This is a genomic window from Pigmentiphaga sp. NML080357 (genome assembly GCF_002188465.1).
Lineage (GTDB): Bacteria > Pseudomonadota > Gammaproteobacteria > Burkholderiales > Burkholderiaceae_B > Pigmentiphaga.
The window spans coordinates 128,870-150,838 of the sequence record NZ_NINW01000038.1 but is presented as its reverse complement, the minus strand read 5'-3'; the positions used below and the strand labels follow the sequence as shown (position 1 = coordinate 150,838).

Genomic DNA, 21,969 nt, shown 5'->3' with positions numbered 1-21,969 from the left:
CCTATGGCACGACCCGCTCTTGCACCACGCCACCATCCGGGGCACAGCGGATCCGGCTCCGCCGGTCCGCAAGTAGAGCCCTCGGGACCCGCCGCCGGGCCGCCCCAAGGCGGGTCCCGGCCCTTGGGGAGCTGCCGCGTAGCGGCCGGGAGGGCGCCATCTGGACGCGCGTCAGCGCGCAGGGGGTCAACTCATCAACGCTTCGATCTCGTCCGCGGCGACGGGCACGCCCCGGGTGATCAGCTCGCAGCCGGTCTCGGTCACGACGGCATCGTCCTCGATCCGTATGCCGATATCCCAGAAGCGCTCGGGCACGTCGGCCGCCGGACGGACGTAGATGCCCGGTTCGATCGTGAGGACCATGCCGGGGCGCAGCATGCGCCACGGGCGCGTTTCGTCGGCGGACGGCGGCGCGCCTGGTTCCCGGTAGTCGCCGACGTCGTGCACGTCCATTCCCAGCCAGTGGCCGGTGCGGTGCATGTAGAAGCGGGTGTAGTGCTGGGATTCCAGCACGCCATCGAGGGTGCCGCTCAGCAGTCCTTCGTCGATCATGCCTTGCGCCAGCACGCGCACGGCGGCTTCGTGGCCATCGTTCCAGCGTGCGCCGGGGCGGGTGTGGGCCGTGGCGGCCTTCTGCGCTTCCAGCACGATGTCGTACAGGGCGCGCTGTGGGCCGCTGAAGCGGCCGTTAACGGGAAAGGTGCGGGTGATGTCCGAGGCATAGCCGTCCAGTTCGCAGCCGGCGTCGATCAGCAGCAGGTCGCCGTCTTTCAGTTCGGCGTCGCCGGCCCGGTAGTGCAGCACGCAGGCGTTGTGGCCGGTGGCCACGATGGAGTTGTACGCGACCGATTGCGAACCGTGGCGGCGGAATTCGTGCAGCAGTTCGGCCTCGATCTCGTATTCGCGCAGGCCCGGCCGCGTCGCGCGCATGGCCCGTACGTGGGCGCCGGCCGAAATGGCGCCGGCGCGGCGCATGGTGTCGATCTCGCTGGCATCCTTGACGAGGCGCATTTCCGCCAGGATGGCGCGCAAGTCGTGGGCGCAGCCCGGCGCCGTGGCGCCGGAGCGGCCCATGGCGCGCACCTTGTCCAGCCAGGTGCGCAGGCTCAGGTCGAACAGGCGGTCGCCGGCCAGGGGGACGAACAGCGCGGGCTGGTCGGCGATGAGCTTGGGCAGTTCGTCGGCCAGCGATTCCACCGGGAAGGCCTGGTCGAAGCCGAACTGGTCGGCGGCCGCTTCGGGGCCGATCCGGTAGCCGTCCCAGATCTCGCGTTCGAGATTCTTGCCGCGGCAGAACAGGATGCTGCGGTCTTCGCGGCCGGCGACCAGCACGACCCAGGCTTCGGGTTCCGGAAAACCGGTCAGGTAGAAAAAATCGCTGTCGAAGCGGTACGGGAATTCGGCGTCGCGGTTGCGCACGGCTTCGCGCGCCGTGGGCAGGATCGCGATGCCGCCGCCGCGGGTCCGCATGATGTCCATCAGACGCTTGCGACGCGCGGCGAAAGGGGAGAGGTCCTGGGCGGGAATGCTCATGGCGGCGTATCCGTACGCGGAATGACGAGGACTATTGTAGGCTCGCGTCGAGCCAGGCCAGGCGCTGCGGCGTGCCGACGTCGGTCCAGCGGCCGGCGTGGCGGGTGCCGGCGACACGGCCCTCGGCCATGGCCGCGCGCAGCAGCGGCGCCAGCCTGGCCGGTTCGCCCGGGGGCAGGGCCGCGAACAGCCGAGGCCGGTAGACGCCTATGCCGGCGAACGTGAGCCGGGGCTCGCCGTCCTGCACCAGGCCGGCGGGGTCGAGGCGAAAGTCCCCCGCGGGATGATGCTCGGGATTGTCCACCAGCACCAGCCAGGCCAGCCGGTCGTCCCGTTCGAGCGTCTCGGCGGCGGCATGCGCCCCGGCCGGATCCCAGTCGGTCCAGATGTCGCCGTTGACGACGAGGAACGGGTCCTCGCCCAGCATGGGCAGCGCCTGCCGGATGCCGCCGGCGGTTTCCAGCGCCCGCGGCTCGGCCGAGTAGCGCAGGCGCGCGCCCCAGCGGCTGCCGTCGCCGAGCGCCTGCTCGATCAGGCCGCCCAGCCAGGCGTGGTTGACGACGATGTCGCGCAGTCCGGCGTCCACCAGGCGTTCGATGTGCCAGACGATCAACGGCTTGCCGCCCGCTTGCAGCAGCGGTTTGGGGACCGTGTCCGTGAGCGGCCGCATGCGCTCGCCGCGCCCGGCCGCGAGAATCATCGCGCGCATCAGAAGGTGTATCCCGTCGCCGCCTGCCGTCCGTCGAGCTTGTCCAGCAGTTTCATCAACGGCTTGAAGGCCAGGTAGCGTCCGGCCACCTGCCGCACGTAGGTGTTGACGCGCGGCATGTGGTCCAGGTAGTGCCGCTTGCCGTCGCGGTGCGCGAGCCGGGCGAACACGCCGAGGATGCGCAGGTTGCGCTGCAGCCCCATCCACTCGTAGGCGCGATGGAACTCGGCAAAGTCGCCGGGCACCGGCAGCCCCGCCTTGCGGGCCATCTCCCAGTAGCGGATGCCCCAGTCCAGCTGCTGCGCTTCGTCCCAGGTGGTGCGGGCGTCGGTGAGCACGGACGCCAGGTCGTAGGTAATGGGCCCGACGACCGCGTCCTGGAAATCGATGACTCCGGGGTTGGGGCCATAGTTCGGCCCGTCCGCGGGCAGGTCGGTCACCATCAGGTTCGGCGAGTGGAAGTCGCGGTGGACCAGTACGAAGGGCTGGGCGAGGTTGGCGTCGATCAGGGTGTCGAAGACCGCGTTCAGGGCATCGCGGTCGGAGGCATCGAGGGGCAGGTCGCGGTAGCGGGCCGCGTACCAGTCGGGGAAGAGCTCGAGTTCGGTCGCCAGGCGGCCCTTGTCATAGTGCACGAGGCCGGTGGTTGCGCTTTGTTGCAACTTCACCAGCGACGCCAGGGCGTCCATGTAGATGCGGTGGGTGTCGTGCGGCGTCGGCTGGCCGCGCAGGTAGTCCACGTAGGTGGTGCGCCCCAGGTCGGACAACAGCAGGAAACCCTGGGCGGGATCCTGGGCCAGCACCTGCGGTACGTGGACGCCGGCATCGCGCAGGAGGCCGGCCACGTGCAGGAACGGGCGGCAGTCCTCCTTGTCCGGCGGGGCGTCCATGACGACGGCGGTGCCGGCGCCCATGCCGAGCCGGAAGTACCGGCGGAAGCTGGCATCGCTCGAGGCCGGCTGCAGGGAAGCGGGGTCGAGTTCGAGTTCGGGGGGAAGTCCGGATATCCAGGCGGCGAGCCGGGTCAGCCGGGGGTCGGCGCCGGACTGGCCGGCGGCAAGGTCGGTGGTGGCATTCATGCCTCCTATAATACCGACCGATATCGGATCCCGGAACGAAGGCCGCTCCTCGAACATGGGGAGTCCGGCACCCGCCGAAGGACGCGGGCCGCTATCTTTTTTTACCGCGCGCGGCCGCCGGGTCGCGTATTCTTCGACTTTCCGTTTTTTTCATTCCTGAAGGCCCGTGCGATTGATCCGGTGGTTCAGCCTATTTGCAGCGTTCGCGGTAGCGCCGTTGGCCTATGCGCAAGAAGGTTCGCCCGAACAGCCGGCCGCGGCCGGCGGCGTCTCCGGGCCGGGCCTGCGCCTGTCGCCCGGCCTGCGCATGCATACCTATGATCCCGATCAGTTGCCCGTGTTCATGGAGGCCGACACGCTGACGGCCGAAGGCCAGGACACGCTCAAGCTCGAAGGCAATGCCCAGGTGCGGCGCCGCGACACCATCCTGAAAGGCGACAGCATCGAGTACGACCAGGTCGAGGACGAGCTCGAGGCGCTTGGCAGCGTGCGGCTGATCCGCGACGGCAACCTGCTGACCGGGCCGCGCCTGAAGCTCAACATGAGCAGCGGCACGGGCGAGATCAACGACGCGCGCTTTTTCTTCGGCGTGAATGGCGGCAGCGGCTCGGCCCAGCAGATCCGCCTACTGGGGCAGAACCGGATCCGTGCCGACCGCGTGCGCTATACCGGGTGCGCGTGCGAGGATCCGGATTGGGAGTTGCGCGCAAGGCGGGTGGATTTCGACTACAACGCCGGCCAGGCGCTGGGCTACGGCGGGGTGCTGTATTTCAAGGATGTGCCCATCCTGGCCTCGCCGATCATGTCGTTCCCCATCACGAACGACCGCAAGTCGGGTTTCCTTTCGCCCACGTTCGGACTGACGAGCAAGAGCGGCGCCGAATTCGCCATTCCGTACTACTTCAACATCGCGCCCAACCGCGACGCCACGCTCACGCCCAAATTCATGGTGCGCCGCGGCCTGCAGCTGACGGGCGAGTTCCGCTACCTGGAGCCTTCGTTCAGCGGTGAAACGCGCCTGAGCTACCTGCCGGACGACCGCGTCTCGGGGCGCGACCGCTATCTGTTCAGCTCGCAGCATCGCCAGCAGCTGACGCCGAACCTGGGCTTCAACTGGAACGTCTCCAAGGCGTCGGACGACGCGTATTTCCGCGACTTGTCGGTACTGGGCACCGGACTGGCCTCGACCGCCACCCTCGAGCGTTCGTTCTCGCTGAACTGGCAGAAGGGCTACTGGAGCGCTTTCGGACGCATGGTGAGCTACCAGACCCTGCAGGATCCGCTCGCGCCCATCGTGCCGCCGTACGGCCGCGAGCCGCAGTTGCACCTGACCGGCCAGCGCTACGACTGGAACGGCTTCGACCTGCGCCTGGACGCGGATGCCACGCGCTTTCGCAGCAATGACAGGGTGAACGGATCGCGCGCCTACGCCTATCCGTCGGTGTCCTATCCCATCATCCGGCCGGGCGGCTTTTTCATTCCGAAGATCGGCATCCACTCCACCCGCTACAACACCGATTCCTTCCAGGGCGCGGCATCCTACGACGCCACGCGCACCGTGCCCATCATGTCGCTGGATACGGGGCTGATATTCGAGCGCGACAGCTCGCTGCTGGGGCAGGCGGCCAGGCAGACACTCGAGCCGCGCCTCTATTACCTGCGCGTGCCGTACCGCAACCAGTCCAACCTGCCCATCTACGACACCGCGCTGGCCGATTTCAACTTCGCGCAGATCTTCTCCGAGAACCTCTATTCGGGGTGGGACCGGATCGCCGAGGCCAACCAGCTGACCGCCGCGCTGACCACGCGCTGGCTGGACCCCAAGACCGGCATCGAGCGGGCGCGGATCATGGGCGCGCAGCGCCTGTACTTCAGCGACCAGCGCGTTACGCTGCCCGGCGAGGAGCCGAACTCCGACGGCCGTTCCGATTTCCTGGTGTCCGTGTACGGCGCGCTGACGTCCACGCTCAGCGGCGAGACCACGGTGCAATACAATCCCAAGATCGACCGCGTGACCCGGTCCACCATCGGCGCGCGCTGGAGCCCGCAGCGCCTGAGCACCATTTCGGTGGCCTATCGCTACAAGCGCGAATCCGTCAGCGTGCCCGGCCAGGAACTGATCGACGTGGCTTTCCAGTGGCCCCTGGCGCCGCGCTGGTTCGGCATCGGTCGCATCAACTATTCGCTGTTCGAGAACCGGATCGCGGAAGCGGTGGCCGGCATCGAATATAACGGCGGATGCTGCTGGGCCTTCCGTCTGGTCGGCCAGCGCTACGCGGTGGCCAAGAACAATGCCACGACCGCGATGTTCTTCCAGCTCGAGCTGACCGGATTCGGCGGCATCGGGGCCAGTCCGATGACCACGCTGCGCCGTAGCATCCCGGGTTATCAGGTAATCAACCCGCCGCCTGAGAAAGGGACGGTGTTCGAAAGGTACGAATGATGGTTTCCAAGGTATTGCCCAGTATGACGAAAGCGACGCGCGGCGTCGCCCTTTGCTGCCTGGCCGCGCTGGCCAGCGGGCCGGCGGCCGCGCAGGGTCTGCGCCTGCCCGGCGAGCTCGGCGGCGGCGGGCCCTCCTTGACCGCGCCGCAAGCGTCGCCCGCTCCCGCGCCCATGGCGCCAGCGCCGGCGCCCACCGCTCCGGCAATGACCGCTCCGGCAATGACCGCTCCCGCGGCGCCGGCGCCGGCCGCGCCCCGTGCAAGCTCGGGCTCGCGCATCCAATTGGGAGATGCCATCGTCGCCGTGGTCAATACCGATGTCATCACGCGCCGCGAACTCGACACGCGCGTTCAGGCCGCCGTGGCGACCCTGGCGCGCCAGCAGATCACGCCGCCCGACCAGAAGACCTTGGAGCGGCAGGTGCTCGAACGGATGATCGTCGAGAAAACGCAGCTGCAGGAAGCGGCGCAGAGCGGCATCCGCATCGACGACATGCAGCTCGATCGCGCCATCAGCCGCATCGCCGAGCAGAACAACGTCTCGGTGTCGCAGATGCGCGACCAGATCGAGCGCGACGGCCTGCCGTTCTCGGTGTATCGGGAAGACCTGCGCCAGGAGGTCACGTTGCTGCGCCTGCGCGAGCGGGCGGTCGACAGCCAGATCCAGATTTCCGAACCCGAGATCGACGCCTACCTGGCCGAACAGCACGAGGCGGCGCCGGCCGAACTGACCTTGTCCCAGATCCTGGTGCGGGTGCCGGAAGGCAGCTCCTCCGACATGGTGGCGCGCCTGCGCCGCAAGGCCGAGGACCTGCTCGGTCAGGCCCGGGGCGGCGCCGATTTCGCTCGCCTCGCGGCCGCCTCGTCCGACGGCGAGGAAGCGCTGCGCGGCGGCGATCTCGGCACCCGGCCGTCCGACCGCTGGCCGTCGATGTTCGTCGACGCCGTGGCGCAGTTGAGCCCGGGCGGCATCAGCGAGATCGTCCAGAGCGGCAACGGTTTCCACATCATCAAGCTGGTCGACCGCAAGACCGCCAGCGGCGGTGCCGGCGCCGCCGCGATGCCGGTGCAGCAGACCCATGCCCGCCACATCCTGATCCGCACCACCGCAGTCCTGACCGCCGAGCAGGCGCGCGACCGCCTGGTCAACATCCGGCAGCGGATCGTGCAGGGCGGCTCCAGCTTCGCCGACATGGCGCGCCAGTATTCCAACGACGCGTCGGCCCCGCAGGGCGGCGACCTGGGCTGGCTCTCGCCGCAGGAAACCGTACCCGAATTCGAGCGCGCCATGGATGCGCTGCAGCCCGGGCAGGTGAGCGAACCGGTGCAGTCCCCGTTCGGGTGGCACCTGATCCAGGTCATCGAACGCCGCACGCAAGACGTCGGACGCGAACGGCAACGCTCGGAAGCACGCCAGACGCTGTTCCAGCGCAAGCTGGACCAGGCCTACGAGGACTGGGCGCGCGAGCTGCGCGACAAAGCCTACGTTGAAATCCGTCTGGATAGGTGACCCCCCCTACGCGCTGACGCGCGCCCCCCAGGGGGCGATGCGGGTGGACCGGCGGAGCCGGATCCACCGCATCCTGGGTCTAGGGCCGTTATCTTGGGGGGGGGCACCTGTGCTTCGCTGGCTGCCAGCGGCAGCAACGGTGTAGCGGCCTGAGAAATTCGCACTAGACCCTGGGCGCCGCGGATCCGGCTTTGCCGGTCCGCCAGCGCCGCCCCCTTGAGGGGGAGCGGCCGGAGGCCGCAAGGGGGTGGGCTTCCCTCAATTGGAATTGAAATGAGCCAACGACGCACACTGGTGTTGACCACGGGCGAGCCCGCCGGGATAGGGCCCGAGCTGTCGGCCGCTGCCGCCGCCTGGTTTGCCGGGGCGCGGGGGCGGGGCGACGTGCCGGCGGATGCCGAGCTCGTCCTCGTCGGCGACCGCGACTTGCTTGCCCGGCGCGGCGGCGTGGACCTGTCCGCGCTGGCTGGCGTGGCCGTGCACCACGTTCCGCTGCGAGCCGCGTCCGAGCCGGGGCGGCTGGCCGTCGCCAATGCGCGCTATGTGCTCGATACGCTGGATGCGGCCATTGGCATGGTGGCGGAAGGCCGGGCGCAGGCCATCGTTACGGCGCCGGTGCACAAGGGCGTGATCAACGATGCCGGCGTCGCGTTTTCCGGCCACACCGAATACCTGCAGGAGCACGCGGGCGTGGACAAGGTCGTCATGATGCTGGCCGGCGGCGGCCTGCGCGTGGCGCTGGCCACCACGCACTTGCCGCTGCGCGCCGTTCCGGACGCCATTACCGCCGAGACGCTCGACCGGGTCCTGTCCATCCTCGATGCCGACCTGCGCCGGCGCTTCGGGCTGGCGCAGCCGCGCATCGCCGTGTGCGGCCTGAATCCGCACGCGGGCGAGGGAGGCCATCTGGGGCGGGAAGAAATCGACGTCATCGCGCCGGCTGTCGCCCGGGCCCGGGCCGCCGGCATCGACGCCCGGGGGCCGCTGCCCGCCGATACGCTCTTCGTGCCTTCGCACGTCGCGCAGTTCGATGCTGCGCTGGCCATGTTCCATGACCAGGGATTGCCCGTGCTCAAGCACGCGAGCTTCGGGCACGGCGTCAACATCACGCTCGGCCTGCCCTATGTGCGCACCTCGGTGGACCACGGCACCGCCCTCGACCTGGCGGGCACGGGCAAGGCCGATCCTGGCAGTCTGCAGGAAGCCATCGTGACCGCCATCCAGATGATACGCGCCGGCGGCCATACGGGCCCCGGCGCCGGAGTCCCCGCATGAAGCATCAGGCGCGCAAGCGCTTTGGCCAGCACTTCCTGGTCGACGACAGCATTACCGAATCCATCGTGCGCGCGGTGAACCCGCGTCCCGCCGACAACGTGGTGGAGATCGGCCCGGGCTTGTCGGCGCTCACCCGTCCGTTGCTGGAACGGCTCGACAGCCTGAAAGTGGTCGAGATCGACCGCGATCTCGCGGCGCGCCTTCGCGGCCAGTATCCGCCGGAGCGCCTCCAGGTGACCGAGGCCGACGCGCTGACGGTGGATTTCGCGCAATTCGGCCCGTCCCTCAGGGTGGTGGGCAACCTGCCGTACAACATATCCAGCCCGCTGCTCTTTCACCTGATGGCCTATGCGGACCAGGTGCGAGACCAGCATTTCATGCTGCAGCGGGAAGTGATCGACCGCATGGTGGCGCGCCCGGGCGATGCCGACTACGGGCGCCTCTCGGTCATGCTGCAATCGCGCTACGACATGGAGAAGCTGTTCGACGTGCCGCCCGAGGCCTTCGATCCTCCGCCGCGCGTCGTGTCGGCGGTGGTGCGCATGATCCCGTTGCCGCCCGACCGGCCGCGGGCGCGCAGCGACGAGGCTTTATCGGCTACCGTGGCCAAGGCGTTTGCGCAGCGCCGCAAGATGCTGCGCCGCGGGTTGGGCGACTGGGCGGCGCTGGTGCCCTGGGAGGCCCTGGGCATCAAGGAGACGGCGCGCGCCGAGGAATTGTCGGTGGTGCAGTTCATTGCCTTGGCCGACGTTCTGCACGAGGCGGGTGTCGTCGGCTGAGCGGGCGTTCAATCGCTGGTTGAGTTCTTGAACCGTCCTTGGTCGGTGGGGCGGTGCCAAACGGTGCAGGTCTTGTCCGATGCGCGGGGGCCGGGCGGGCGGTGGAGCGCAGCGAAGCCGGTCCCGCTACGCGGGACTTCCCGGAATTGGCGCGGTCGGCGGGGCGGGCGAGAACTCGCGCGGGAACAGCCCCCCGGGCTGTTCCTACTACCGCGCTCAAACATGCACGCCCTTGCTTCCCCGCCGACCGCGCCAACTCCGGCGGCTCCGAATGCGCTCCACCGCCCGCCCGGCCCCCGCGCATCGGACAAGACCGATTTAAGAACTCAACAAGCCGCCCGACGCTTTCACCCCATTTCACTCGGGCTGGATGCCCGCCTTGGCGACGATGTCGCGATAGGTGTCCACGCTGCCCGCCAGCAGGCGGGCGAACTTCCCGGGCGAGGGATGCGCCTCCACTTCGAAACCGGCCGTTTCCAGCCGGGCCTGCAGCTCGGGCGAAGCCAGCGCCTTGTCGATGCCGGCGCGCAGCCGGTCGACCACGGCGGCAGGCATGCCGGCGGGGCCCAGTAGTCCGACCCAGGTGTCCGGCACCGCGAATCCCGGGATGCCCGCCTGCGCCAGGGTGGGCACCTCGGGGGCGGCCTTGGCCCGTTCGGCTTGCAGGACGCCGAGCAGGCGCAGCCTGCCGGATTTCACATGAGGCAGGACGTTCGAGAGCACCAGGATTCCGACTTGCACCTGCCCGCCGACCACGTCGTTGAGAGCCAACGATCCGCCCTTGTAGGGAACGTGGGTCATGTCGATGCCGGTCGCGGCCTTGAGCAACTCTCCGCCCAGCTGCTGGGAAGATCCCACACCCGAGGTTCCATACGACAGCTTGCCCGGATGCGCCTTGGCGTAGGCCAGGAATTCCTTCAGGTCGCGCACGGGCAGCGCTGCGTTGACCACCATGGCCTGCGGCGCCGTGCCGATGATCGCCACCGGCGTGAAGTCCTTGACCGGGTCGTAAGGGACGTTGCGCGAGAAGAAAGGCAGGGTGTTATGGGGCGGTCCCAGCTGCATCAGCAGCGTATAACCGTCCGGCTCGGCGCGCGCCACCAGTTCCGAACCGATCATGCTGTTGGCCCCGGCGCGATTGTCGACGATGAAGCTCTGCCCCAGCGTTTCGGTGAGCTTCTGCGCGACGGCGCGGGCAACGGTATCGGCCGCGCCGCCTACCGCGAACGGGACCACCAATCGCACTGGGCGATTGGGGAAGGGTTGGGCGGCCGCCATCAGCGGCACCAGGCACAGGGCAGCCAGCGCCCCTTTCAAGTATTTCATGATGTCTCCTCGTGATCGAGGCGGCGGCCGCTGCGCGGACCGCCGCGGCGGCGCTCTCAGGCGCTTGGCGGAAAGCGTTCGGCATAGGGAATGAAGTCGATGCGCCGTTCGTCGACCCAGCGGGCCAGTTCATCGTGGCGGGGAAACCAGACGCCCGGATGCGCCGCGATATAGCCGAGGATTTCGTCCAGCATGGCGCTGATCAGCGGGCGGCCGCCGAAGTGTCCGTGCACCGTGATGTTGATGAACGCGTTGGGTTCCTTGCGATAAAGGAAGTCGAAGGTGTCGCGATAGCACTGGAAGAAGTCGCGCGGCGCGGCGCGCAGGACCCGGTTGTCGGCGAAGTCGCTGTGCGGGATGGCCACCATGCTGCCGTGCCTGGTCTCGATCCGGCAGGGCAGGTCCAGGTAGTTGTAGTCGCCGTGCCAGAGCATGCCTTCTTCGGCCAGCAGGTCGGCGGTGCGTTCGGTGGTCGCGATGGTGGAGCTCAGCCAGCCGCAGGGCCGCACGCCCGAGGTCCGGTGCAGTATGTCCAGGCTCTTGCGGATCAGTGCGCGCTCCTCGGCCTCGCTCAATCCCGGCAGGACTTCGTCCTGCGCGTAGTTGTGGCCCGCCAGTTCGAAACCATTGCCGACGATGGCGTGAATGACCTCGGGGAACAGTTCGGCTACGCGGGCGTTGACGCAGAACGTGGCCGGCAGGCCGCGGTCGCGGGCCAGTCGCATGAGGCGATACGCGCCGGCCCGCGCGCCGTATTCCGACCAGGTGATACCGGCCAGATCCTTGGCGCCGGGCTTGGGCGGACTTGTCATGGGTGAATATGGCGGCGCCTTGCCTTCCGACCAGCTCTCGATCAGAAAGGTGAGCGCCACCACGATGCGGGCGCCGTCCGGCCAGAGTGATGCTTGGTGGGGCATGGGGTCTCCTTGAGTCCCCGCCACTATCCGCCTTGGGAAGAGTTTTAACAATTTTAATTTTATTAATTAAAATTAAGTCATGCTGTTTTTGTTCGGATGATTCCTCCCATGCGCGACGCGTTCAAGATTCCCCAGCTCAGGCAGTTCGTCATTGCCGCTTCCCGGCAAAGCCTGCGCGCGGCGGCGGAGGAAACCCACCGCACCCAGGCGGCGGTGACGCTCGCCATGCAGAACCTGGAAGCCCAGGTCGGCGCCAGCCTGTTCGAGCACGGACACCAGGCGCGCCTGACGCCACTAGGCGAGGCCGTGCTTCCGCTGCTGCAGGAATTGCTCGCGCTCCACGACCGCGTGCAGAACGAGGTGTCGTTGCTCGCAGCGGGCGAACAGGGATCCATCGCTCTGGCTGTCATGCCCTCGCTGGCGGAGGAGTGGCTGCCGCTGATGCTGAGGCGCTTTGCCGCTTCGTATCCGGGCGTGAGCCTTCGCATCGCGGACGTGTCCTCGCCGCAAGTCGGGCCCCTGGTGGCCAGCGGCGAGGCGCAGCTCGGCATCGCCGGCCTGACGGGCGAGATCGCCGGGCTGGACTGCACGCCGGTGGCGCGCGATACCTTCGGCGTGGTGTGCGCCCGCGGGCATCCCCTGGCCCGGCAGCATCGCTCGGTGCCGTGGCGCCTCCTGCGGGGCGAGCCCCTCATCGAGAACACGACCTTCCATGCGCTGCGCGAGCATCGCCTGGGTACACTGCTCGACCGGCCTCACATGGTGATCAAGAACCGCACCTCGCTGATCGCCGCGGTCAAGGCCGGCCTGGGCATTACCGTGCTGCCGGCCCTGGCCCAGCCCGCGCCCGAGCACGACCTGGCCTTTATTCCCCTCACGGCGCCGCGCATCGAACGCCGCGTGGGCGTGCTGCGCAGCGCCGGGCGTTCTCTGTCGCCCGCGGCGGCGCACATGCATGCGCTCATGCTCGATTCATTGCGCGACTTTGCGCGCAGCAAGGGCGCGCAGCCGGTCTGACGCCGGCCGTTATCCGAAGAACCAGTAGCACACGCCGATGGCGGCCAGCACGCCCGCGAGGTCGGCCAGCAGCGCGCAGCCGACGGCGTGCCGGGTACGCTGTATGCCCACCGCGCCGAAATAGACCGCCAGCACGTAGAAGGTGGTCTCGGTGCTGCCTTGGATGGTGGCCGACAGCAGGGCGGGGAAGCTGTCCACGCCATAGGTTTGCATGGATTCGATCATCAGCGCGCGCGCCGCGCTGCCCGAGAAGGGCTTGACCAGCGCGGTGGGCAGCGCGTCCACGAAACGCGTGTCGAAGCCCAGCCAATGGATGGCGGCGCGCAGGCCGTCGAGCACGAAATCCAGCGCGCCGGATGCGCGCAGCACGCCTATCGCGCACAGCATGGCGACCAGGTAGGGCAGCAGTCCCTTGGCGACGTCGAAGCCTTCTTTCGCGCCTTCGATGAAGCTTTCATAGACGGGCACCTTCCTGATGGCGCCGGCAATCAGGAACAGCAGGATCAGCGCGAACAAGGTCAGGTTGCCCAGCAGCGAGGACAGCGCGCCCAGCGCCGCCACCGACAGGGTGGAGAGGAAGGCCATGAAGCCGCCCAGGATGAGAGCGGTCCCGACGATCCAGGCCAGCACGACAGGGTCCCAGACCCGCAGGCGCTGCATTGCCGCCACGCACAGGAAGCCGGCCAGCGTGGAGGCGCTGGTGGCCAGCAGGATGGGCAGGAAGACCAGCGTCGGGTCGGCCGCGCCCTGTTGCGCTCGGTACATGAAAATCGTCACCGGGATCAGCGTCAGCGACGACGCGTTCAGCACCAGGAAGAAAATCTGGGCATTGCTGGCCGTGGTGGTGCTGGGATTGAGGGTCTGCAGCGACTTCATCGCCCGCAGCCCGATGGGCGTGGCGGCGTTGTCCAGGCCCAGCACGTTGGCGGCGAAGTTCAGCGTAATCAGGCCGATCGCCGGGTGGCCGCGTGGCACCTCCGGCATGAGCCGCGCGAACAGCGGTCCCAGGAGCCGGGCCAGCGCATCGACCAGCCCCGCCTGTTCGGCGATCTTCAGGAAGCCCAGCCAGAGCGCGATGGTGCCGAACAGCAGCACCATGATTTCCACCGACAGCTTGGCCATCGCGAACAGCGCGGCCACCATGGCCTGGAAAACCGCAGGATCGTGGCCGATTCCCCAGCGGGCGAGGGCGGCGATTGCCGCGACGACGAAAAAGCCCAGCCAGAGTTTGTTCAGCATGCGAGGGGAACGCGGTCCGTTCAGGAGAAGCCGGGGCCCGGCAGACCCGCTGATTGTAGCGACTCGCTTGCCGCAGTCAGCCGCGGCGAGCGTATTGCGCCGCCGTCATGCCGTTCCAGCGGCGAAATGCCCGCGAAAAGGCCTTGCCTGATTCATAGCCGACGGACTGGGCGACCTCGTCCAGGTTCGAGCCGGGGTTCTTGAGCTTTTCCGCGGCGATGGCCATGCGGTAGGACGACAGGTATTGCATGGGCGTCATGCCCACCAAACGGTGGAACCGTTCGCTGAAGACCGTGCGCGAGAGGTGGCTCTCGGCCGCCAGGGTGGCGACGGTCCAGGGCTGTTCGGGATGCTCGTGGATGCGCAGCATGGCGCGGGCGATACTCCGGTCCTGCATGCCTCGCAGCATGCCCGCGCGCCGCTCGGCCGGCGTGCGCAGGTACTCCCCCAGGATGTGGACCAGCAGAAGGTCGGCCATGCGCGCCGTGGCGAGCTGCCATCCCGGCGGCTGCTCCAGGCTCTGGTTGACCAGGGATTCCATCGCCTGCGCCAGCGCGCCGGTCATCGGCGCTTCCCGCTGGCGAATGACGATCAGGCTGGGCAGGGCATGGGCCAGCGCCCCGGGGCCGTCGGGCAGCCACAGGTGGAGCGAGAACATCTCGGTGGCCGGGCCATCGCCGCCGTGCGCGAATACGATGGGCTGGTCGCCGTGCGCGCCCACCTGGTGCGCGGCGATCAAGGGCTGGAAGGGCTGCGCCGGCAGTCCGGGCGCGGACGAAATGGTGTGGGCATCGCCGTGGGGCAGCATGGCGATGTCGCCGGCTTCGAGCGGTATCGCGGCTTCGGCGCCTACCGCGAGCCAGTAGGGCGCGCCGGCGCACATCCGGATCAGCGCTCCCTCGACGCCGGCCGAGCGCAGCGCCCAAGGGGCGGACAGCGAGAAGCGGGCGGTGACCGCCCGGTCGGAGCGCCAATGGGCCAGCAGGCGGCTGAGGAGGTCGCTGGGACGTGCGTGCATGGAGGGTGGCTGGAGTGCTTTGTGGGCGCTGCACCGGATTTCCGGACGGTCGGTTCCCCGATCCGGCGTTCCGAGGGTTGAGGCGCAAGCCGCCGGCGCCGACACTACGGGCATCGACACGGAGATTATCATGCCTCGAATCGACCACGCCCTGATCGTGGGCGCCGGCATCGCCGGCTGTTCCGCCGCGATCGCGCTCGCGCAGCAAGGCGTGCGCGTCACCATGGTGGAAAAGCAGCGGGCCTGGAAATTCCTGAGCTCGGGGCTTTTCATCTACAGCAACGGCCTGCGCGCGCTGCACGCCATCGGCGTGCTGCCGCCGATTCTCGAGGCCGGATTCGCCGTGCCCGGTGGCCGCAACCGCTATTTCGACCAGGACGGCTCATTCATCGTCGAGACCGTCTATCCGTCGCTGGAGGGCCTGCCGGCCATTCTCGGCATCAAGCGTGCCGAGCTGCATCGCATCCTGGCGAGCCGTATCGATGAACTCGGCATCGCGCTCAAACTGGGAACGACCGTGATCCGCATGCCGCCCGCCGGCGGAGGCGCGCCGCCGCGCGTTGCGCTGTCCGACGGGTCGGAAGACGCGTTCGATCTCGTGATCGGCGCCGACGGCATTCGTTCGCAAGTCCGGGCCGAGGCGTTCGCGCACATCGCGCCGGCCTATTCCGGTTTCGGCGTCTGGCGCAGCGTGCACGATCGTCCGCGGGGCCTCGATGCGAAGATCATGATGATGGGCGTGGGCAAGCGCCTGGGCATCATGCCGATCAGCGAGGAGAAGCTCTACATGTTCGGCGTCATGCTCGAGCCGCAGGATTGCTGGTACGCGCCGGCCGACTGGCCGGCGCTGATGCGGGAGCGGTTCGGCCAATTCGGCGGCCCGGCCGCGCCCTTCCTCCACCAGCTCGGGCCTGGCAGCGAAGTTCTCTATACCGGCGTCGAGGAAGTCATCGCGCCCCTGCCCTGGCATGCGGGCCGCGTCGTGCTGATCGGCGATGCCGTGCACGCCTCCACGCCTTTCATGGGCCAGGGGGGCGCAATGGCGCTGGAGGACGCGGTAGTGCTGGCCGAGGTGCTCGCGGAACCGCATCCGCTGGAGGAGGCGCTGCGGAAGTTCGCCGCGCGCCGCCATCCCATGTGCAAGCTGGTGCAGGACGTGTCCCGGCAAGTAGGACAGGCAGGCGCGCTGGAGGAGGCCGAAGACTGCGCGCGCCGCAATCTCGAGTTGCGGCGCGACGGGCAGGGCAAGGTCGACGCGTTCTTCGCCGCCCTGGAACGCCTGCGGTAGGCCCCGCGGTTTCAGTCCTTGCGGCTATTGGCCTGGATGAACTCGATCTTGTAGCCGTCGGGATCCTCGACGAAGGCGATGACGGTGCTGCCGTGCTTCATCGGGCCGGCCTCGCGCGTGACCTTGCCGCCCAGTTCGCGGACGCGGTCACAGGCCGCATAGGCGTCGTCGACCTCGACCGCAATGTGGCCGTAGCCTGTGCCGAGGTCGTACTTGTCCACGCCCCAGTTGTGCGTGAGCTCGATGACGGCGCCGTCCTTTTCATCCTCATAGCCTACGAAGGCGAGCGTGAACTTGCCGTCGGGATAATCCTTGCTGCGCAGCAGCCGCATGCCGAGGACCTTGGTGTAGAAATCGATCGAGCGCTGCATGTCGCCGACCCGGAGCATGGTGTGGAGTAGTCGCATGGATTGCCTCGCGTATAGGGGTTGGAAGGACCAAGTGTATACAGGCTGCTAGTCGAACTGCGGAAGGCTGGCCGGATCGTGCCGCCGCAATACTTCGCGCGCGCTTTCGAAGCCGGGCAGCAGTTGCCCCACTTCGGCCCAGAAGCCGGGACCGTGGTTCATCTCGCGCAGGTGCGCCAGCTCGTGCGCGATGACGTAGTCGATGATGTCGAGCGGGAAATGGATCAGCCGCCAGTTGAGCAGGATGTTGCCTTCGCTGGTGCACGAGCCCCAGCGGGTGGCGGCCGACGATAGTCTCCAGCGCTTGATCGACAGGCCCGTGCGGGCAAGGAAGTCGCGCAGGCGCGCGTCGAACAAGTGGCGCGCGCGGCCTTGCAGCCAGGCCTGGACGGTATCGCGTATGCGCGCCGCGGTGGCGTCGGGCGGCAGGCCCAGCCAGAGCACGTCGCCGTCTACGGGTGCGTCGGGGTCGGCGCACGCCAGCGCGGTATCGCGCTGGGCATCGAGGCGCATCACGATGCGCCGGCCAAGATAGGGCAGTTCCCCGCCGTCTTCCCACCGGGTCTGGTTGAGCGCGAGGCGTTCCTTGCGCTGGTGCCATTCGTGCAGCTTGGCGAGTATCCAGCGGGCCTTTTCACGGACGGCGGCATCGATCTCGGCCAGTCCTACCCAGCGCGGCGCGGTCACGCGCAGGCCGTCATCGCCGATCAGAAAACCTATGGTCCGCCGGCGCGAGCGTTGCAGGACGAAGCGTATCAATTGTCCCTCGGCCATCACCTCGCGCCAGCGCGCGCCAGGCGGCAACTGGATCGCGGGCGGCTGCGGCGCCAGGGGCCGGCTGGGAGGCGGTTCGACGGCCGCATGGGGTGGATCGGCGAAGAGGTCGAGCTGCGCCGAGGCGAGATCGGCCTCACGCCGCGAGGCCGACAGATCGGCGGGTGCGGAAGCGGGGCGTCTGGCCATGGCGTTAGGGTCTGTTCACGCTGAAAGGAGCCTTGCACGGGCCCTTAGCCCGCGGCGCCCCGGGTTTCGGGATAGCGTTCGGGGTTGAGCTGGCGCATTTCGCTTTCGATCCAGTCTTCGACGCGGCGGTTGATCTCGTCGGCCGTCAGGCCTTGGGGGTCGATGGCCGGTCCGATCGATATGGTAACCATCCCGGGGCGTTTTACGAACGTCCTGCGCGGCCAGCATTCGCCCGCGTTGTGGGCAATGGGGACGACCCAGGCGCCGGTGCGTACCGCCAGGCGCGCGCCGCCGCTCTTGTACTTGCCCTTCTTGCCGGGGGCGATGCGGGTGCCTTCGGGGAACATGACGAGCCAGCGCCCGGCAGCGAGCCGCTCGCGGCCCTGCGCCACGACCTGTTCGAAAGCGCCGCTGCCTTTCTTGCGGTCGATCGCGATCATGCGCAGCCCCGCCAGACCCCAGCCGAAGAAGGGAATCCAGTTCAGTTCGCGCTTGTAGACATAGCAGATCTCGTGCGGGAGCCAGCCCGCGAGGAACAGGGTTTCCCAGGTCGATTGATGCTTGGCGAGAACGATCGCGGGATGGTCCGGCAGGTTTTCCCAGCCCTTGATGCGCCAGCGTATGCCGACGATCCAGCGCGCGCCCCAGACCGCCAGGCGCGGCCAGCCTACCGTGAGCCGATAGCGCCAGTGCAGCGGCAGTGGCAGCCAGATGACGCAGGCGATGGCGTAGGGCACCATGGTGCCGATGAAGAAGATCGAGAACAGCAGCGATCGTAGCCAGCGCATCAATGTTCCTCGGGCTGGGCGGCCGCCTCGAGCGCGTCGGCGACCGCGCTGAGATCCTTCCAGACGACGGTGCCGGGCGGCAGCTTACCCTTGGCCAGCGTCTTGGGGCCGTTGCCGGTCAGAACCAGCCATGGGGTGCAACCCGCCGCCGCGGCGGCCTCGAGGTCGCGCGCCGAATCCCCCACCGACGGCACGCCTTGCAGGTCGAGTTCGAAGCGCCGTGCAATCTCGCGGTAGAGGCCAGGCAGCGGCTTGCGGCAATCGCAGCCCGCGTCGGGCGCGTGCGGGCAGACGAAGATGGCGTCGATGGCGCCGCCCGCCTTGGCCAGCTGGGCTTTCAGCTTGGCATGGATGGCGTTGAGCGTGGCCGCGTCGAACAGGCCGCGCCCAAGCCCCGATTGGTTGCTCGCCACGACGACCCGATACCCCGCCTGGTTGATGCGGGCGATGGCCTCGAGCGCGCCCGGCAGCGGTATCCATTCGTCCGGCGACTTGATGAAATCGGGGCTGTCCTGATTGATGACGCCATCGCGATCCAGGATCACCAGCTTGGGGCGGGCAGGGGTGGTGGGCATGTCAAGCGGTCGCTAAACGCGAGAGGTCCGCCACGTGGTTCATCACGCGGTGCAGTTCGGCCAGCAGCGCCAGGCGGTTGGCCCGCGTTGCCGGATCCTCGGCCATGACCATGACGTCGGCGAAGAAGGCGTCGACCGGGCCGCGCGCCTGCGACAGCACCGTCAGCGCGCCGGCGAAATCGCCTAGCGCGAACTTGCCTTCGGCCTGCGGCCGCAGCGTGCGCAGCGTCTGCGCCAGCGCCTGTTCGGCCGGTTCGGCCAGCAGCGCCTCGTTCACGGGGCCGGGTTCGCCCTCCACCTTCTTGAGCAGGTTGCCGATGCGCTTGTTGGCGGCCGCCAGCGCCGCGGCCTCGGGCAGCGCCGAGAAGGCGACCACGGCGCGTACCCGCGCCGGCACCTGGGCCAGCGGCGGCGCGACGGCGACTACCGCGTCGACCGCGGCGCGATCGAATTGGCCGGCCAGCTGGTTGCGGTAGCGTTCGAAAATGAAGGCGCGCACCTCGTCGATCTGCGCCGCCGTGGGCGGCGTCGCGAAGGTCGAGGCCGCACGGGCGAGCAGGCCGTCCAGCGTCAGGCCCGAGCCGTCCGCCGGCAGCCGCCCGCCGGCGTCGAGTTGTTCGAACGCGCTGATCAGGCCCAGCGCGGCGCGGCGCAGGCCGTACGGATCCTTGTCGCCGGTGGGCACGAGGCCGATGCTCCAGATGCCCAGCAGCGTTTCCGCGCGTTCGGCGAGGAACAGCGCGGCCATGGTGGCGGTGTCGTCGGTGACGGGCTGCTCCAGGCGGATGCGGTACTGCTGCCGGATGGCTTCCACCACGTCCGGCGTTTCGCCGTCGGCGGCGGCATAGTAGGCGCCCATGATGCCCTGCAGCTCGGGAAACTCGCCCACCATGCCGGTTACCAGGTCGGCCTTGGCCAGCAGGGCCGCGCGGTCCGCGCGGCCGGGGTCCGCGCCTATGGCTTCGGCCACCCAGCGCGCCAGCGCGCGCACCCGCTGCGAGCGCTCGAGCTGGGTGCCCAGCTTGTTGTGATAGACGACGGTGCCGAGCTGTTCCACGCGGCCCGCCAGCGGCACCTTCTTGTCGGTTTCGAAGAAGAAGCGCGCGTCGGCCAGGCGCGGCCGCACCACGCGCTGGTTGCCTTCGACGATGTTGGAAGGATTGGCCAGGGCCATGTTGCTGACGATGAGGAAGCGGTGGGTCAGCTTGCCCGTGGCGGCATCGAACAGCGGGAAATACTTCTGGTTCAGCCGCATGGTCAGGATCAGGCATTCCTGCGGCACGGCCAGGAACTCCGATTCGAACTCGCCCACGTAGACCGTGGGATATTCGACCAGGGCACAGACTTCGTCGAGCAGGGAAGCCACGTCGGCTTCATCGCCCAGCGAGGCGTGCAGCCGGCTGGCCTGGTCGCGCAGTTGCCGCTCGATGGCGGCGCGGCGCTGCGCGAACGACGCGATGACCCGCCCCTGGTCATGCAGGCGGTCTTCGTAGACGTCGGCCGAGGCGAGCTCGATCGGCCCTTCGGACTGGAAGCGATGGCCGCGCGTGACGCGGCCGGCGCGCAGGCCCAGCGCCGTCACGTCGACCACCGCGTCCCCGTGCAGGGCGACCAGGCCATGCGCCGGCCGGACGAAGCGGACAGTAGTCGCGCCGTCGGCCAGCTGGTAGCTCATCACCTTGGGAATGGGCAGCTTGCCGAGCGTGTCTTCCAGCACCGTCTGCAAGGCCGCGGCGAGCGCGGCGCCCTTGGCGATGCCGTGGTAGACGAGCTGCTCGTTCTTGCCGTCCGATTCGCGCGCAAGGCCGGATATGTCGATCGTCTCCAGGCCCTTGGCGGCCAGTTTCTTCAGCAAGGCGGGCGTGGCCTGCCCGTCGGCCGTCAGGCCCACGGAGACCGGCATCAGCTTTTCGGAGAATTCGGTATCGGCGGCCTGCGGCAACACGGCCGACAGGCGCACGGCCAGCCGCCGGGGCGTGGCATAGGCGGTGACCGTATTGCCTTCGGCCACCAGTCCGCGGCCCTGCAGCCCGGCGGCGATGCCGTCGGCGAAGGCCTGTCCCAGGCGGTTCAAGGCCTTGGGCGGGAGTTCCTCGGTGAACAGTTCCAGCAGGAGGGGTTGAGCGGCCGGCATTTACGCGGCCTCCTTGCGTGCAAGCATGGGAAAGCCCAGTCGTTCTCGTGAGTCGTAGTACGCCTGCGCGATGGCGCGCGACAGGTTGCGGATGCGGCCGATGTAGGCGGCGCGCTCGGTGACGCTGATGGCGCCGCGGGCATCCAGCAGGTTGAAGGTATGCGCGGCCTTCAGGACCATTTCATAGGCCGGCAGCGCCAGCGGCACTTCCACCAGCCGCTTGGCCTGGGCCTCGTAGTCGTTGAAGTGGCGGAACAGGGTCTCGGCCGACGAGTGCTCGAAATTGTAGGTGGACTGCTCGACCTCGTTCTGGTGGTAGACGTCGCCGTAGGTGACGCGCGTGCCATCCGGCGCCTCGGTCCAGACCAGGTCGTAGACGCTCTCCACGCCCTGAAGGTACATGGCCAGGCGCTCCAGCCCGTAGGTGATTTCGCCCATGATGGGCTTGCAATCGATGCCGCCCACCTGCTGGAAGTAGGTGAACTGCGTCACCTCCATGCCGTTGAGCCAGACTTCCCAGCCCAGGCCCCAGGCGCCCAGCGTGGGGTTCTCCCAGTCGTCCTCGACGAAGCGGATGTCGTGCTCCTTCGGGTCGATGCCGAGCGCCTTGAGCGAGCCGATGTAGAGGTCGAGGATGTCGGGAGGCGAGGGCTTGAGCACTACCTGGTACTGGTAGTAGTGCTGCAGGCGGTTGGGGTTCTCGCCGTAGCGGCCGTCCTTGGGACGGCGCGAGGGCTGGACGTAGGCCGCGCGCCAGGGTTCGGGACCCAGGGCACGCAGGAACGTGGCGGTGTGCGACGTGCCGGCACCGACTTCCATGTCGTAGGGCTGCAGCAGGGCGCAACCTTGCTGGCTCCAGTATTCCTGGAGTCGGAGAATGATCTGTTGAAATGTCAGCATGGTGTTGGAATCAATGCGGCCGCGATGCGGCCATCGGCACGGCCAAACCCCGGATTTTAACTGGCCCG

The 21,969-nt window shown here is 68.4% G+C and carries 19 protein-coding genes; 6 read left to right on the top strand and 13 right to left on the bottom strand.

The window, feature by feature from the left end:
• Positions 1-186 precede the first annotated feature (186 nt).
• From CDO44_RS17675 to CDO44_RS17665, 3 genes are read right to left on the bottom strand one after another with little or no spacing between them, the layout of a single operon-like run.
• A complete protein-coding gene (locus tag CDO44_RS17675; RefSeq protein ID WP_087781597.1) occupies positions 187-1,533 on the bottom strand; it encodes an aminopeptidase P N-terminal domain-containing protein in 1,347 nt (448 codons plus the stop codon).
• A gap of 31 nt (positions 1,534-1,564) precedes the next feature.
• The gene (murU, locus tag CDO44_RS17670) at positions 1,565-2,242 is read right to left on the bottom strand and encodes an N-acetylmuramate alpha-1-phosphate uridylyltransferase MurU (RefSeq protein WP_087781596.1); all 678 of its coding nucleotides are present in this window, start codon (positions 2,240-2,242) and stop codon (positions 1,565-1,567) included.
• A complete protein-coding gene (locus CDO44_RS17665) occupies positions 2,242-3,321 on the bottom strand; it encodes an aminoglycoside phosphotransferase family protein (RefSeq protein WP_087781595.1) in 1,080 nt (359 codons plus the stop codon). The genes murU and CDO44_RS17665 overlap by 1 nt, the downstream gene beginning before the upstream one ends.
• Positions 3,322-3,487: 166 nt before the next feature.
• Here CDO44_RS17665 and CDO44_RS17660 point away from each other — a divergent pair, with 166 nt between their 5' ends.
• The 4 genes from CDO44_RS17660 (at position 3,488) to rsmA (ending at position 9,329) form a co-directional block, all read left to right on the top strand.
• The gene (locus tag CDO44_RS17660) at positions 3,488-5,764 is read left to right on the top strand and encodes an LPS-assembly protein LptD (RefSeq protein WP_087781594.1); all 2,277 of its coding nucleotides are present in this window, start codon (positions 3,488-3,490) and stop codon (positions 5,762-5,764) included.
• A 23-nt stretch (positions 5,765-5,787) separates the two neighbouring features.
• Positions 5,788-7,275 carry a peptidylprolyl isomerase gene (locus CDO44_RS17655; protein ID WP_158213326.1) on the top strand — a complete coding sequence of 496 codons (1,488 nt, stop codon included), beginning with the start codon at positions 5,788-5,790 and terminating at the stop codon, positions 7,273-7,275.
• Between the two features lie 273 nt (positions 7,276-7,548).
• Positions 7,549-8,550 carry a 4-hydroxythreonine-4-phosphate dehydrogenase PdxA gene (gene pdxA / locus CDO44_RS17650; protein WP_087781592.1) on the top strand — a complete coding sequence of 334 codons (1,002 nt, stop codon included), beginning with the start codon at positions 7,549-7,551 and terminating at the stop codon, positions 8,548-8,550.
• The gene (gene rsmA, locus CDO44_RS17645; protein ID WP_087781591.1) at positions 8,547-9,329 is read left to right on the top strand and encodes a 16S rRNA (adenine(1518)-N(6)/adenine(1519)-N(6))-dimethyltransferase RsmA; all 783 of its coding nucleotides are present in this window, start codon (positions 8,547-8,549) and stop codon (positions 9,327-9,329) included. The genes pdxA and rsmA overlap by 4 nt, the downstream gene beginning before the upstream one ends.
• 357 nt (positions 9,330-9,686) lie before the next feature.
• Here the strand turns inward: rsmA and CDO44_RS17640 are convergent, their stop codons facing one another.
• Complete coding sequence (locus CDO44_RS17640; RefSeq protein ID WP_087781590.1) at positions 9,687-10,655, bottom strand: tripartite tricarboxylate transporter substrate binding protein; 969 nt, start codon at positions 10,653-10,655, stop codon at positions 9,687-9,689.
• Between the two features lie 56 nt (positions 10,656-10,711).
• Positions 10,712-11,572, bottom strand: a complete 861-nt coding sequence (locus CDO44_RS17635) for a polysaccharide deacetylase family protein (RefSeq protein ID WP_087781589.1) — start codon at positions 11,570-11,572, stop codon at positions 10,712-10,714.
• Positions 11,573-11,680: 108 nt separating this feature from the next.
• On the opposite strand from CDO44_RS17635, the gene CDO44_RS17630 reads away from it, so the two are divergent.
• Positions 11,681-12,589, top strand: a complete 909-nt coding sequence (locus CDO44_RS17630) for a LysR substrate-binding domain-containing protein (protein WP_087781588.1) — start codon at positions 11,681-11,683, stop codon at positions 12,587-12,589.
• 9 nt (positions 12,590-12,598) lie between these two features.
• On the opposite strand, the gene CDO44_RS17625 is transcribed toward CDO44_RS17630, so the two are convergent.
• Positions 12,599-13,828 carry a nucleoside recognition domain-containing protein gene (locus tag CDO44_RS17625; protein ID WP_087781587.1) on the bottom strand — a complete coding sequence of 410 codons (1,230 nt, stop codon included), beginning with the start codon at positions 13,826-13,828 and terminating at the stop codon, positions 12,599-12,601.
• Between the two features lie 76 nt (positions 13,829-13,904).
• Positions 13,905-14,846, bottom strand: coding sequence for an AraC family transcriptional regulator (locus CDO44_RS17620; RefSeq protein WP_087781586.1), 942 nt, complete (start codon positions 14,844-14,846; stop codon positions 13,905-13,907).
• A gap of 130 nt (positions 14,847-14,976) precedes the next feature.
• Here CDO44_RS17620 and CDO44_RS17615 point away from each other — a divergent pair, with 130 nt between their 5' ends.
• On the top strand, positions 14,977-16,134 hold the full coding sequence (locus CDO44_RS17615) for an FAD-dependent oxidoreductase (protein ID WP_087781585.1): 1,158 nt from the start codon (positions 14,977-14,979) through the stop codon (positions 16,132-16,134).
• 11 nt (positions 16,135-16,145) lie between these two features.
• Here CDO44_RS17615 and gloA read toward each other — a convergent pair whose 3' ends face one another.
• Genes gloA through glyQ form a run of 6 tightly spaced genes read right to left on the bottom strand, consistent with a single transcriptional unit; the run spans position 16,146 to position 21,901 of the window.
• Entirely contained in the window at positions 16,146-16,541 is a 396-nt protein-coding gene (gloA, locus tag CDO44_RS17610; protein WP_087781584.1) for a lactoylglutathione lyase, read from the bottom strand.
• A gap of 48 nt (positions 16,542-16,589) precedes the next feature.
• Positions 16,590-17,504 carry a M48 family metallopeptidase gene (locus CDO44_RS17605; RefSeq protein ID WP_087781583.1) on the bottom strand — a complete coding sequence of 305 codons (915 nt, stop codon included), beginning with the start codon at positions 17,502-17,504 and terminating at the stop codon, positions 16,590-16,592.
• A 44-nt stretch (positions 17,505-17,548) separates the two neighbouring features.
• A complete protein-coding gene (locus CDO44_RS17600; RefSeq protein ID WP_087781582.1) occupies positions 17,549-18,292 on the bottom strand; it encodes a 1-acyl-sn-glycerol-3-phosphate acyltransferase in 744 nt (247 codons plus the stop codon).
• Entirely contained in the window at positions 18,292-18,867 is a 576-nt protein-coding gene (gene gmhB, locus CDO44_RS17595; RefSeq protein ID WP_087781581.1) for a D-glycero-beta-D-manno-heptose 1,7-bisphosphate 7-phosphatase, read from the bottom strand. The genes CDO44_RS17600 and gmhB overlap by 1 nt, the downstream gene beginning before the upstream one ends.
• 1 nt (position 18,868) lies before the next feature.
• On the bottom strand, positions 18,869-21,001 hold the full coding sequence (gene glyS, locus CDO44_RS17590; RefSeq protein ID WP_087781580.1) for a glycine--tRNA ligase subunit beta: 2,133 nt from the start codon (positions 20,999-21,001) through the stop codon (positions 18,869-18,871).
• On the bottom strand, positions 21,002-21,901 hold the full coding sequence (glyQ, locus tag CDO44_RS17585; RefSeq protein WP_087781579.1) for a glycine--tRNA ligase subunit alpha: 900 nt from the start codon (positions 21,899-21,901) through the stop codon (positions 21,002-21,004).
• Between the last annotated feature and the right edge of the window lie 68 nt (positions 21,902-21,969).